This window comes from Limnospira sp. PMC 289.06 (assembly GCF_032350395.1).
Lineage (GTDB): Bacteria > Cyanobacteriota > Cyanobacteriia > Cyanobacteriales > Microcoleaceae > Limnospira > Limnospira platensis.
Window position 1 is genome coordinate 1 of record NZ_JARPLC010000138.1, and the last position, 11,627, is coordinate 11,627.

The window sequence follows — 11,627 nt, forward strand, 5'->3', positions numbered from 1 at the left end:
CCTCCCCCACCTGCTACGCGAGGATGGGGGTTTCTCGGAGAATTTTTGATGAAACATACCCTTTCTGTTTTAGTTGAAGATGAGGCGGGTGTTCTGACGCGCATTGCTGGCTTGTTTGCTCGTCGTGGATTTAACATTGAAAGCCTGGCTGTTGGACCTGCTGAAAAATCTGGGGTTTCCCGAATTACTATGGTGGTCCCTGGGGACGATCGCGTTATTGAGCAGTTGACTAAGCAACTCTACAAGCTGATTAATGTTCTCAAGGTACTTGATATTACTGAGGTTCCCTGTGTTGAACGGGAGTTGATGTTATTGAAGGTTAACTCCCCTAACAGTGCTATTCGTTCCGAGATTATTGAGTTGGCTCAGATTTTTCGCGCGCGGGTGGTTGATATTGGGGATGACTCCCTGACTATTGAGGTGGTCGGAGACCCTGGTAAAATGGTGGCGATCGTTCAGGTATTGAGTAAATTTGGCATCCGCGAAATTTCTCGGACTGGTAAAATCGCTCTCACGCGGGAGTCTGGCGTTAATACCGAATTCCTCAAGAGTCAACCCGCTGAACCTAAGTTTTAACTTCGACCAAAACCCCCACCCCTGGCGACTTTTGCGGGTCCTGGGTTTTGGTTTACCCAAAAAGTTGATTTTTAAGTCATATTTTTGAATTGATCAGCTACAATATAATTAGTCGCCTCCCAGATAGTGCTGGTGGAGGTGTGGGGTTGTTATGTTTTTAAACAGTATGGACGAACATAATTGCGGGACTATTTATGATGAACTGATCGAAATACTTAATCAGTTAGAATTGGGATGGATCGCTGAACAGGTAGAGGAGATTTTAACGGCCGGAAAAACGGTTGAGGAAATGGTGATGGGGAGAAAATCCCCTGACCTCAAATTGGCTTATTATAGCCCCCAGGAACAGTTGTTAATGCTGATTGATGCTATCGATCGCACTGTGATTTCTGGGGTGGAAATGGAGCAAGAAATAGCCACTCTCTTAGATAATCAAGGACTGACTACAGATTTCAAATCAGAAATATCCTGGCATTCAAACTTAGCACAAAAGGCAGAATTTGTCAAGTTTTATCAGCCGGAAATTTTAGAAAGATTAGCCGCCGCTGAACAGGTCAGAAAGACCCTAGGAAAGTTGCGGGTAAATTCCGCCAAAAATCAGCCATCATTGTTGACGGAAATCAAGGTAAATTTAGAGGCGATCGTTAACCCCCATCTCAGGAGACATAAACAACTGAGGAACCTGTTTATTTTGTATATATTTAATATCATCGTAGCTGGGGCAAAAAATGAGGGGGGTAAAGTCAGTTATAAGGATGTGACAAAACAAGCCACAGATAGGTTAATATTTCGTCAGCGTCCCGGACAAATCTATGAGAAAACACAGCCCTACACCCACGCACTGATTGAATTTGCCAATAAGCCACCTTTAGAAATACATATGGGGGTTAAAGTTCATGGGCGGCTGCGAGTTTTGTATGATTGCGATATTTGCGTATTATATAAAATGGAGGCGGATGCTTGTCGAAATAACGGCCGTGAACCTCGCGCGTCGCGGATTTTATTGGGGGTTAATTGTGAATATTCTGCTTCCCAATTACAGCCAGAAGTAGCCCAAGCGTTTTTGTCTTTAGCCTCGGAGTTACGGGTAGCGGGAGATTGTTATTTTGTGTCGAATAGTGTGTCAGAAGTAGCGGGGAAGTTGTTAGCGAGTCGGAAGCGAAAATGGGAGTGTGGTATAATTCCTGGTGATGTTAATAATGTCAATAGATTGATGTACGGGTTTCAGACAATTTTTAAAGATTTTCAGGCGAAAAGTTAACTATGAATGAGATTTTTTGGGAAATTCACAGGGATTTATTGAGGGAAAGTCCGGGGGGTGATGAGTATACTAGACAAGGATTTGGGATGATACCAAGTTTGTCGAAACCGAAGATTTTAGATATAGGTTGTGGTCCGGGGTCGTCCACTCTGGAATTAGGGAGATTAACGGATGGAGAAATTACGGCGATCGATATTCATCAACCTTATTTAGACAGTCTTAAACAAAAGGCGATCGCCGAAGGTTTTGGGGAGAGGATAACCTGTTTAAATCAAAGTATGTCATCCCTAAATTTTCCGCCATCTAGTTTTGATATTATTTGGGCTGAGGGTTCCATGTATATTATGGGTTTTGAGGCGGGGTTAAAGCAATTTAAATCCTATCTAAAATCCGGTGGTTATATGATGGTGAGTGAGTTAGTGTGGTTACGGGAAAATCCGCCGTCAGAGGTTTATGATTTTTGGCAAGCTGATTATCCAGCCATGAAAAATCTATGGGAATTATCGGAGATTATCAGTCATTGCGGATATGAAATAATTAACCAATTCACCCTACCAGAGGGGGGGTGGTTAAATTACTATAACCCCTTGGAGGATCGGATTAATCATCTATATCGAATTTATCAAGATAATCAGGAGGCGTTGAAAATTTTAGACCTGGAAAAACGGGAGGTGGAAATCTATCGCGAATATCACGAATGGTATGGATATGAATTTTTTATCCTCCACAACCCCTAAGAAAAAGCCAACCGACGGGGTAATGTATCAGGAATGATGAATCATTTGGGTTACTTGAGAAGTTACCCATTCAATCACCTGAGAACCCAAACTTACATGGTCTAGTAAATCGATTTCCCTAATCCCAGTGGGGCTGGTGACATTAACTTCTGTGAGATAACCACCAATGACATCAAGACCGACGAAATATAGTCCCGCTTCAATTAATTTCGGAGCAACTCGGCGACAAATTTGCAACTCTCGATCGCTTATTTGAGTTTTAGCGACGCGACCGCCGACGGCCATATTTCCGCGAAACTCTTTACCAGTAGGAATGCGATTAACGGCCCCAATAGGTTCACCATTTAACAAGATAATGCGTTTATCGCCATCTTTGGCGGCGGGTAAGTAGGTTTGAATCATGACAGGTTCAACACCTTGGCGGGTGCTGATTTCGACGAGGGAATTAAAGTTGCGATCGTCTGGTTCCAGAAATAAAATACCCTCACCGGCTTTACCACCCAAAGGCTTTAAAACTGCTGCGCCTTCATGTTCGACAAATTCCCGAATTACCTTTTTTTCGCGGCTAACAATAGTTTTAGGAATGACATCAGCAAACTGGAGGGCATACATTTTTTCGTTAGCAGCGCGTAACCCTTGGGGAGCATTAACGGTTAAAGTTTTGGTGGGGTCGATATAGTCGAGAATATAAGTGGTATATAGGTAAGACACAGTTACGGGGGGGTCAACCCGCATAAACACTGCATCCATGGCTTCTAAGGGCTGTAATGTGGAAGCGCCCAACTCAAACCAGGGGGAGTGGACCACCCAAGTCTGATCGCGTCGGGTAATAGGAGTCAAACGAAGGGAGGTTAGGGTTCCCCAGGCTTTCCCCGCAATGACACTTAGTTGATGGCTTTGAGTAATCCAAATTTCATGACCCATTACTTGGGCGGCTTCCATGATAGCAACAGTGCTATCGTGGGCGGGATTTAGATTAGCGATGGGGTCAATAATAAAAGCAAATTTCATCAATAATTTTAAAAGTTATCAGGATGAACCCCAGACTGCTGCTGAGTAGTACAGAGTCGGGGGTTTTGTTTAACTAAGCGCTAAGTAGGGAATCAAGCTGACCTTGGGCTTCTAAGGCGTGGAGGTCATCACAGCCGCCAATATGGCGACCATTGATGAAGACTTGGGGAACAGAACGCCGTCCATTGGCTTTAACGGCCATGCGATCGCGAGCTTCTTCATCTCCATCAATCACATATTCGGTAAACTCCCAGCCTTTGCGTTTGAGGAGAGCCTTAGCTCGTAAACAAAATGGGCAGCTACTCCAAGTATAGATTTCGATGGAATTAGTCATATATGTCTTAGGGAGATGAGTAATATTTCTTAATATATTAAGTTAATTAGGCTTTGTCAACGAGACCACCCTGGGAACAGGGTGGCCATAAAATAGTGGATAGGTTAGCTGACGGCTTGCAATACACTGGCATATAGACCAGGGGCGTAGGCTTCGACGACTTTTCCGGTTTCAGAACAGGTAATCATTAAATAGTCACAGGTGTGACACTGGGTTTTAATGAGTGTAGGGCTGTGATAGCGTTCGGCGTGGGAACCGCAATTAGGACAATGAATGATTTGTTTGGTAGACATTTTAAATGGGTTTTTTTACTAGGTTTAAATTTGGCGCTAATATACCCCAAAACTATCGGGTAATTCCTGACAATTTAGCCAGATTACCACGACATTCAGAGGAGATATTTAACGGATGGTTAGTAGCAGGTTAAAAAAACTTAAAGAACGGGTCGCTCTGTTTAGCTACTGATCAATTATGCCAGACTTTGAACCGGGTAGCAATAGCTATTAACTAGGTATACCTTGATCCCGAACCGGAAATCATGGTTATTGAGCAATGTAGTTGAGGTAGAAAGGGCGGAAATTGGGGATTATAGCTGGTGTGATTAAATTTGGGGTGTTAATTTTTGTCGATCGCCGTTTTCCAAATTAATAAAGATTTAAGATTTGCATAACTATCCAGAGAGGGAGATTCAGGATTTCTCGACCTGGAGGACAAGGCGATCGAGTTCTTGTTGCATCTGAGTTTTGACCAATTGGTAACAGGACTCGACATAATCACGATCGCCGGCCGCCTCTCGACCATAGCGTTGAAAGACAATAGGTTGACAGATCCGAATATAGATTTCCCCTGGTAAAGGGATATTCGGCAAAGGACCAATACTTAACCCCCAGGGGAGTCCCAAATAAATGGGGAAAACTTCCGGGTCAATATCGAGTAACCAAGGCATCCCCAAATCATGGAGGATTTTAACCTGTTGATAACAATCAGCGAGGACAATGAGGGTATCATGGGCTCCATGGGAAATGAGGGGAACAATAGGGGACTCGGTGCGTAGGGCCAATTTAATAAACCCGCGCCGCCCGGCAAAATAAATCTGATTTCTCATATTGTGGGGGCGAAACACATCTTCTGGCCCCCCTGGATAAACCAAAACGGGATAATCTGCTTGTAAGGCGGCGATCGCCATTCGGGGATGGGCGCGAATAGCACCACACCGCACGGCTTGAGTAGCAACTGGGGGGGACATTTCCCAGACTTTGGGGTGCATTAAACCATATAGAGGGCGATCGCAGCCAAAGCGATCGGCCCAGCCATATAAACCCATGTGCATATCTGGCGCAGCCAAGCCACCATTATGGGAACCGACAATTAACATTCTGCCTGAATCTCGGAGATGCTGCCAGCCGTCCATTTTGACCCGAAAATAGTGCTGGTAAAACCATCCCAAAACTGGCATGAGCGATCGGACAAACTCAGGATCTCGTCCCTGTAAGCACCAACCATCTAGGTCTGGTGGTGATGGTGGGGCATAATTATTATCGGTATGATGCTCGGTATGATTATCGGTAAATCGGTTCAAGGTTATCGACTCCCAGTAGCAACTAGATTCAATCAAGATCTTCCCTTTTCCAGATGCGGAAAACGCCGCGATGGGTTTACCATGGGCCCTAAATTCTGAGGATATCCAGAATATGCTTGATCTCAACCAAGATGATACCGCAATGGCTCAGGTGTTGGCGGAGTCTGAGGCGATCGCCGTTTATGGTCATTCCAATAAACCGGCGCGCCCTAGTTACATGGTGGCTGAATTTTTGCGAAACCGGGGCTATCGGGTCTATCCGGTGAATCCTTTATTGAGAGAGGTTAGCGGTCAACCTTGTTATCCTAATTTGCAGGCGGTCCCGGAAACTATTGATATTGTGAATGTTTTTCGAGGTTCGCAATATCTACCAGAAATTGTTGATGAGGCGATCGCTGCTGGGGCGAAAACCGTGTGGAGTCAGTTGGGAATCACCCACCCAGAAGCCAGTCAAAAGGCTTTAGATGCCGGATTAAACCTAGTGATGAACCTATGTATTAAAATTGAGATCGAGCGTCTTCATATAAGCAGAAAGTATGAATCAGACTGAAACCATACCCCCCCAATCACCGAAATCTTCACCCCCGGCGGTAGTTAGCACCGAGAAGTTAGGTAAATTTTACCGGACGGGATTTTGGATGAATCAAAAAATCGAATCCCTGATTAATTGTAGTCTGAGTATATATCAGGGGGAAACTTTTGGGCTTTTGGGACAAAATGGAGCCGGCAAAACGACTTTATTTAAAGTGTTACTAGGCTTGGTGCGTCCCACTTCTGGCGCGGCTTATTTATTGGGGAAACCTATTGGCGATCGCCAAGTTAAACAGCGAGTTGGTTATTTACCAGAAAACGCCTATTTTTACGACTATCTGACCGGGTGGGAATTTTTAGAGTTAGCGGCGGAACTCTTCCAAATACCTAAAGCAGTTAGTCGCCCAAGGATTCCCGAATTATTAGATTTAGTCGGACTGGCAAAATCAGCCGCCATCAAAAAACAGATGCGACAGTATTCTAAGGGAATGCTACAACGGATTGGCATGGCTCAAGCCTTAATTAATGACCCGGAAATAGTATTTTTAGATGAGCCTATGTCCGGTCTTGATCCGATGGGTCGTTATCAAATCCGAGAGATTATTTTATCACTGAAGCAGCAAGGAAAAACCATATTTTTTAACAGTCATGTCCTGTCAGATGTCGAGAAAATATGCGATCGCGTCGCCATTTTAGCCAGGGGAGAACTCGTTTCTATCGGTTCTTTGGATGAGTTATTAGGAATTACTGAAACCTATGCCGTGAGTGGCAAAGGTGGTAATCCTCAAGAACTGGAGGAATGGGTAACCAACTTGGAAATTGAACAAGACTATTGGCGCGGCAATCTGCAAGGAAATCCCCAGGAATTTATCGCCCATTTACAGGATATTAATGCTCAACTGATATCCATGAATTTATCCCGCCTTTCCCTCGAAGAGTTTTTTATGCAACAATTAAGGGAACGGGGTATTTATTCCAGTCGATAAAACCAACTTATAAACAACATTGAGGAATTATTATGTCATCTACAGGAGTTGTAATCGATCCAGAGATTTTAGAGCAGCTATTCAGTGTGGATACCTTACCCGCTGATCTGATTATCCCCCCCGAAGGTTCCGTCAACGGAGGAACTAATAATTCCGGTAATAATTTGGGAAATGGAACCCCCGACTTTGGGGAAACCTTGAGCAGCAATGGTTCAGTTAATGAAATTACTGTCACCGACTCAGCCGGGGAAACCGTGAGGGGGACTGGTGCCGCCGATCGCATTCTTGGAGGTGACGGACCCGACTCCTTATTGGGGGGTAGCAATAATGATACCATCTATGGCGGACCCGGTTCTGATACCCTGTTGGGAGAAGCCGGAAATGACCTATTATTTGGCAACCAAGGCCGGGATTTGCTTTATGGCGGCAATGGCAATGATACCCTCTATGGTGGTCAAGAAGCAGATACCCTCTATGGTGAAGCCGGAGATGATCTGCTGTTTGGCAATTTAGCTAATGACTGGCTATATGGAGGGGATGGAAACGATACCCTCTTCGGTGGCAAAAACGATGATATCCTATATGGCGGTGATGGCAATGATCTGCTGTCGGGAGATACTGGCGCTGATACTCTCATCGGTGGGGAAGGTCGCGACTCCTTTGTGGTAAGTTCCCTCAGTGGGGGGGTCAACATTCCGGAAGCCGATGTCATTATGGATTATACTCCGAGTGACGATGATATTTTGCTGTCGGGTGGTCTGCGATCTACTAACCTAGAGTTTGTTTCCGGTACTTCCGTGGGACTGGAAGGGGAACTGGAAGATAGCACCGTTATCCGACTGAGGCAAAGTTTTGATCCTAATCGCGCTTTTGTGGCTATTGTGGTTGGTGTGGATAATCTCACTTCCGGGGATTTTACCGCAATTGATGAGATCACTATTTAAGATTGATGGCCGATTTGCAAGGGTTCCTTAATTTGAATAAGCCACTGGAGTGGACTTCCCATGACTGTGTGGCAAGGGTTCGACGTGTGTTACACCTAAAGCGGGTAGGACACGCAGGAACCCTTGATCCGGCGGCGACTGGGGTCCTACCTATTGCATTGGGAAGGGCTACCCGCCTGCTGCAATTTCTGTCCTCTGAGAAAGCCTATCGGGGAGTGATTCGCTTTGGGATGACAACCGCCACTGATGACCTGGAGGGGGAAACTTTACAGGTGCGATCGGCTTCTCATTTGCAACTGGAACATATCGCCGCCCTGTTGCCTGAATTTATCGGGAAAATTGAGCAAAAACCACCCTATTATAGTGCGATTCATGTGGGGGGAAAGCGCTTATATGAGAGAGCCAGACGGGGTGAGGTGGTGGAAGTTCCCACCCGGACGGTGGAGGTGTTTGGGTTGGATGTTTTGAGTTGGCGACCTGGGGAGTTTCCAGAGGTGGAATTGGCGATCGCCTGTGGTCCGGGAACTTATATCCGTTCTATTGCTAGGGATTTGGGGGAACGTCTGAACACCGGGGGGACTCTGGCGGGTTTAGTTCGCCTACAGTCGAGTGGGTTTAGCTTGGCAAATAGTTTGACTATTGAAGAGTTGGAAGATCTCGTCAAGCGGGAACAGTTTAAACCCCTTGACCCCTCTGTGGCTTTGACTCATTTACAGGCGATCGCCCTCGGTTCCGAAGATGCTAAACGTTGGAGTCACGGACAGCGGGTTCCCGTGGCGGGAAATGTCGATACAGTGTTACGGGTGGATGACCAATCCGGTCAGTTTCTCGGTATTGGACGCATTATTCAAGAACAGGATACTATGGTATTAGCTCCCCAAGTTGTCATGTTGGATAGTTGATATGAAACGGATATTAATTGGTTTGATTAGGGGTTATAAGTCATTGATTTCTCCGGTGCTTCCTCCCGCTTGTCGCTTTTATCCCACTTGTTCAGAATATGCTATGGAAGCAATAGATCGCTTTGGCATTTTTCGGGGGGGATGGATGGCGATCGCTCGTATTTTGCGCTGTCATCCCCTTCACCCAGGCGGCTATGATCCTGTTCCCCCAAAAGATGATCATCATCATTAACAACTTTCCCCCCGCCGCCATACATCAAACATAATAATCATCCATTATTCCTGATCTTTCTTGACCGTCGATGGTATCGTTTCCTTCGCCACCATAGATAGTATCATCACCAGAACCACCCATAAGGGAATCATCACCCTCTTCTCCCAAAATCAGGTCATTACCACCAAGACCAGCAATAGTGTCATTACCGGGGCCGCCATACAAAGTGTCGTCACTATTCCCGCCGGTAATGCTATCATCACCGGACCCTCCATCAAAAACATTTTCCTGGTCGGTAGCTCCTCGAAAGATTAAACTTCCGTCGGCCAATTCTTCAATTTGAGGGGTTTCAATAAACTGTGACATAGTTAGGGACTTTCCTTTTATAAAGGCTCATGGCTTAGGTCAAACCATCCATTGAGTGTAATCGTGTTAAAAAGGCTGAAAAGGGTATTGATGGTTAGATGGCCTCGGACTTGAGAATATCTGATCAGGTCATGTCCTCAATCTCATGTGCAGACATTTTCAGCATTAGATCAAACTACTCCTATCCTCTAGGCGAGAGGCCATTCATCCGGAAAACAGTCCAATACTTTTCTATAGCCTTTTGCCTGATACCTTTGGCTATAGGCTGTGTGATTAATGCCACAAAAAAAGTAGGGCTATTACTAACCCTACTTTTAAATTAATTACTATTGAGAATCGAGGAGCAATCTACTATTCCAAAATGGGAACCAATACGACTTAACTCCTACGCCAAGGATTTTAACCTTAGAATAGCTCGAAATCGGAAGCTGTAATATCTGGAGAACCTAAGAACTCGGCTACTTCTTCGCCGTTGAATAGTAAAACGCCTGTGCTTTGGATGTAAACTAAACCGCCTAACCCACCAGCGTCTGCAGCAGTGGCTACAGTTTGGAAGGAGTCTAAGTTATATCCGGCACCAGCGCGTAGAGCAATTACGTCTCCCTCTGCACTATTGAAGTCAGTAATGACATCGCGACTTAGGTTAGGATTAGCAGTTAAAGCAAAGGTATCAGCACCGGCACCACCTGTTAGGGTGTCGTTACCTTTGTCACCGGCTAGGAAGTCATTGCCATCGCCACCCTGGATGAGGTCATCACCTTGACCACCATACATGGTATCGTTGCCGGGACCACCTTGGAGGGTGTCGTTGCCTTTCTCCCCAAATAGTAGGTCGTTACCATCACCACCTATGAGTAAATCATCTCCATCACCACCACGCATGATGTCATTGCCACTACCACCGACTAGGGTATCGTTACCTTTGTCACCGGATAGGCTGCTATTACCATCACCACCGTAGATTAGGTCATCACCTTGACCGCCATAGATTAGGTTATTACCTGCTATGCCATATATGGTGTCGTTTCCTTGGTTACCATATAGTTCGTTGCCGCCTTCGCCACCAACTATTGAGTCATTACCGCTGAAGCCGTAGATAACCATGTTGGGGTTGTCGCCAGCGGTTAGGGTATCCGCCATATCGCCACCCTGTATGCGGATAGCATCTGCAGTTCCCCGAATGCGGTTAGACTGATTGGGACTACCGACTATAACGGCTCCGTTGGCTGTAAAAACTACCTGAAACTCGGTGGGGTCAACTACCTGTGACATAAGTGCTCCTCACGAAATGTTGGACAAATGAATAATTTTCGACAATTGGGATTCTACAATAGCAGTCTGGATATTCGGTAGGTTTGCCGATAAATTTAGAGTAATTTTACGGTAATTTGGCTAAAGCTGATGATTGGGCAAACCAGTTTTTACACTCAGTATTTCTCAACCATACCAGCGAAACCCGGAAGCCTTTTCCCTATTTGTTATGGGAAAAGACCGGAAAAGTCTGTTAGAACTAGATGGGGTTTTTGCCCATATTACCGATCAAACTATGATTTAAGAGAATTCCTCAACATTATAGAGAGATCGCAAAAAATCACAACTAGCTTAACAGATAATCGTTACCCTGGCAATGGCTGAAACGATTTTAACTTAGAAACTCCTCTAAACACCCTATATGCGAACAGTTACAAACACTACATTTCTGAGGTTTGTAATTCCTTGGGTTCCAGTAAATGGCCAACTGTCTCCGTTTAAGTAGGGCAAGTTGGTTATGCCCTGGGCCTTATTTTGGATCGCACTGTCAGTAATAGGCCAATTATATCGCTGATACTTACAAAAATGACGGAGGGGGTTGGCAGATGGTTCCAAAAATTTTTGCCGAAATTTGTCGATCGCCTCCCTAAATCTCCAAAAAATGCTTCCATAGCTGATGGGGTGAGGGATAGCAGCTTTGAGGAACTTCTAAGAAAAGTCCCCAATTTGGTTCAGTTGTGGTCGGCATCAGCTAAAATTCTCAGAGATGTTCAAAAACCATGCCCCAGTGGCTAGGTATATGGAACTTTGGATCGCTTTTCCGATTCGAGTTACCTGGCTATGGTTGCATATAAACCCCAATATTAAGTCGTCAATTACTTCAAGAACTCCCACCTGCTAACGCGAGGTGGGAGAGTGGGGAACGGGCCCTGCTC

General features: G+C 45.3%; 16 protein-coding genes. 10 read left to right on the top strand and 6 right to left on the bottom strand.

Going from position 1 to position 11,627, the window contains the following annotated elements; all coding sequences use genetic code 11:
• Positions 1 to 48 precede the first annotated feature (48 nt).
• From ilvN to P5674_RS20345, 3 genes are all read left to right on the top strand, one after another.
• Positions 49 to 576, top strand: a complete 528-nt coding sequence (ilvN, locus tag P5674_RS20335) for an acetolactate synthase small subunit (RefSeq protein ID WP_006618438.1) — start codon at positions 49 to 51, stop codon at positions 574 to 576.
• Positions 577 to 727: 151 nt separating this feature from the next.
• Entirely contained in the window at positions 728 to 1,837 is a 1,110-nt protein-coding gene (locus P5674_RS20340; protein ID WP_315670229.1) for a hypothetical protein, read from the top strand.
• A gap of 2 nt (positions 1,838 to 1,839) precedes the next feature.
• The gene (locus P5674_RS20345; RefSeq protein ID WP_006618440.1) at positions 1,840 to 2,574 is read left to right on the top strand and encodes a class I SAM-dependent methyltransferase; all 735 of its coding nucleotides are present in this window, start codon (positions 1,840 to 1,842) and stop codon (positions 2,572 to 2,574) included.
• Between the two features lie 27 nt (positions 2,575 to 2,601).
• Here the strand turns inward: P5674_RS20345 and gshB are convergent, their stop codons facing one another.
• From gshB to P5674_RS20365, 4 genes are all read right to left on the bottom strand, one after another.
• The gene (gene gshB, locus P5674_RS20350; protein WP_006618441.1) at positions 2,602 to 3,585 is read right to left on the bottom strand and encodes a glutathione synthase; all 984 of its coding nucleotides are present in this window, start codon (positions 3,583 to 3,585) and stop codon (positions 2,602 to 2,604) included.
• Positions 3,586 to 3,658: 73 nt separating this feature from the next.
• The gene (grxC, locus tag P5674_RS20355) at positions 3,659 to 3,919 is read right to left on the bottom strand and encodes a glutaredoxin 3 (protein WP_006618442.1); all 261 of its coding nucleotides are present in this window, start codon (positions 3,917 to 3,919) and stop codon (positions 3,659 to 3,661) included.
• 104 nt (positions 3,920 to 4,023) lie between these two features.
• Positions 4,024 to 4,212 (bottom strand): hypothetical protein, encoded by a 189-nt coding sequence (locus tag P5674_RS20360; protein ID WP_006618443.1) that lies wholly within the window; start codon positions 4,210 to 4,212, stop codon positions 4,024 to 4,026.
• A 395-nt stretch (positions 4,213 to 4,607) separates the two neighbouring features.
• Positions 4,608 to 5,498 (bottom strand): lysophospholipid acyltransferase family protein, encoded by an 891-nt coding sequence (locus P5674_RS20365; protein ID WP_014274542.1) that lies wholly within the window; start codon positions 5,496 to 5,498, stop codon positions 4,608 to 4,610.
• 70 nt (positions 5,499 to 5,568) lie between these two features.
• Here P5674_RS20365 and P5674_RS20370 point away from each other — a divergent pair, with 70 nt between their 5' ends.
• From P5674_RS20370 to yidD, 5 genes are read left to right on the top strand one after another with little or no spacing between them, the layout of a single operon-like run.
• On the top strand, positions 5,569 to 6,048 hold the full coding sequence (locus P5674_RS20370; RefSeq protein ID WP_014274541.1) for a CoA-binding protein: 480 nt from the start codon (positions 5,569 to 5,571) through the stop codon (positions 6,046 to 6,048).
• Positions 6,035 to 7,015, top strand: a complete 981-nt coding sequence (locus tag P5674_RS20375; protein WP_014274540.1) for an ABC transporter ATP-binding protein — start codon at positions 6,035 to 6,037, stop codon at positions 7,013 to 7,015. Before P5674_RS20370 ends, P5674_RS20375 begins: the two co-directional genes overlap by 14 nt.
• A 32-nt stretch (positions 7,016 to 7,047) precedes the next feature.
• Positions 7,048 to 7,959 carry a calcium-binding protein gene (locus tag P5674_RS20380; protein WP_014274539.1) on the top strand — a complete coding sequence of 304 codons (912 nt, stop codon included), beginning with the start codon at positions 7,048 to 7,050 and terminating at the stop codon, positions 7,957 to 7,959.
• Positions 7,960 to 7,964: 5 nt separating this feature from the next.
• Positions 7,965 to 8,861: a tRNA pseudouridine(55) synthase TruB gene (truB, locus tag P5674_RS20385; RefSeq protein ID WP_043468047.1), complete on the top strand. Its 897-nt coding sequence runs from the start codon at positions 7,965 to 7,967 to the stop codon at positions 8,859 to 8,861.
• A 1-nt stretch (position 8,862) separates the two neighbouring features.
• Positions 8,863 to 9,093: a membrane protein insertion efficiency factor YidD gene (gene yidD, locus P5674_RS20390; RefSeq protein ID WP_006618449.1), complete on the top strand. Its 231-nt coding sequence runs from the start codon at positions 8,863 to 8,865 to the stop codon at positions 9,091 to 9,093.
• Between the two features lie 24 nt (positions 9,094 to 9,117).
• On the opposite strand, the gene P5674_RS20395 is transcribed toward yidD, so the two are convergent.
• Both P5674_RS20395 and P5674_RS20400 read right to left on the bottom strand, forming a co-directional pair.
• Positions 9,118 to 9,441 carry a calcium-binding protein gene (locus tag P5674_RS20395; protein ID WP_006618450.1) on the bottom strand — a complete coding sequence of 108 codons (324 nt, stop codon included), beginning with the start codon at positions 9,439 to 9,441 and terminating at the stop codon, positions 9,118 to 9,120.
• A 405-nt stretch (positions 9,442 to 9,846) separates the two neighbouring features.
• Positions 9,847 to 10,713: a calcium-binding protein gene (locus tag P5674_RS20400; protein WP_006618451.1), complete on the bottom strand. Its 867-nt coding sequence runs from the start codon at positions 10,711 to 10,713 to the stop codon at positions 9,847 to 9,849.
• Positions 10,714 to 10,846: 133 nt separating this feature from the next.
• Between P5674_RS20400 and P5674_RS20405 the strand changes: the two genes are divergently transcribed.
• Together P5674_RS20405 and P5674_RS20410 are read left to right on the top strand one after the other, a co-directional pair.
• Positions 10,847 to 10,996, top strand: a complete 150-nt coding sequence (locus tag P5674_RS20405) for a hypothetical protein (RefSeq protein ID WP_157888674.1) — start codon at positions 10,847 to 10,849, stop codon at positions 10,994 to 10,996.
• 281 nt (positions 10,997 to 11,277) lie between these two features.
• Positions 11,278 to 11,487, top strand: a complete 210-nt coding sequence (locus tag P5674_RS20410) for a hypothetical protein (protein WP_006618452.1) — start codon at positions 11,278 to 11,280, stop codon at positions 11,485 to 11,487.
• Positions 11,488 to 11,627: the final 140 nt, after the last annotated feature.

What these genes read in the sequence shown, in the direction of transcription:
- P5674_RS20375 (WP_014274540.1), top strand. Translation starts at nt 6,035, where the DNA reads ATGAATCAGACTGAAACCATACCCCCCCAATCACCGAAATCTTCACCC.
- yidD (WP_006618449.1), top strand. Translation starts at nt 8,863, where the DNA reads ATGAAACGGATATTAATTGGTTTGATTAGGGGTTATAAGTCATTGATT.
- P5674_RS20410 (WP_006618452.1), top strand. Translation starts at nt 11,278, where the DNA reads ATGACGGAGGGGGTTGGCAGATGGTTCCAAAAATTTTTGCCGAAATTT.
- P5674_RS20345 (WP_006618440.1), top strand. Translation starts at nt 1,840, where the DNA reads ATGAATGAGATTTTTTGGGAAATTCACAGGGATTTATTGAGGGAAAGT.
- P5674_RS20395 (WP_006618450.1), bottom strand. Translation starts at nt 9,441, where the DNA reads ATGTCACAGTTTATTGAAACCCCTCAAATTGAAGAATTGGCCGACGGA.
- grxC (WP_006618442.1), bottom strand. Translation starts at nt 3,919, where the DNA reads ATGACTAATTCCATCGAAATCTATACTTGGAGTAGCTGCCCATTTTGT.
- P5674_RS20380 (WP_014274539.1), top strand. Translation starts at nt 7,048, where the DNA reads ATGTCATCTACAGGAGTTGTAATCGATCCAGAGATTTTAGAGCAGCTA.
- gshB (WP_006618441.1), bottom strand. Translation starts at nt 3,585, where the DNA reads ATGAAATTTGCTTTTATTATTGACCCCATCGCTAATCTAAATCCCGCC.
- P5674_RS20360 (WP_006618443.1), bottom strand. Translation starts at nt 4,212, where the DNA reads ATGTCTACCAAACAAATCATTCATTGTCCTAATTGCGGTTCCCACGCC.
- P5674_RS20340 (WP_315670229.1), top strand. Translation starts at nt 728, where the DNA reads ATGTTTTTAAACAGTATGGACGAACATAATTGCGGGACTATTTATGAT.
- P5674_RS20400 (WP_006618451.1), bottom strand. Translation starts at nt 10,713, where the DNA reads ATGTCACAGGTAGTTGACCCCACCGAGTTTCAGGTAGTTTTTACAGCC.
- P5674_RS20370 (WP_014274541.1), top strand. Translation starts at nt 5,569, where the DNA reads ATGGGTTTACCATGGGCCCTAAATTCTGAGGATATCCAGAATATGCTT.
- ilvN (WP_006618438.1), top strand. Translation starts at nt 49, where the DNA reads ATGAAACATACCCTTTCTGTTTTAGTTGAAGATGAGGCGGGTGTTCTG.
- truB (WP_043468047.1), top strand. Translation starts at nt 7,965, where the DNA reads ATGGCCGATTTGCAAGGGTTCCTTAATTTGAATAAGCCACTGGAGTGG.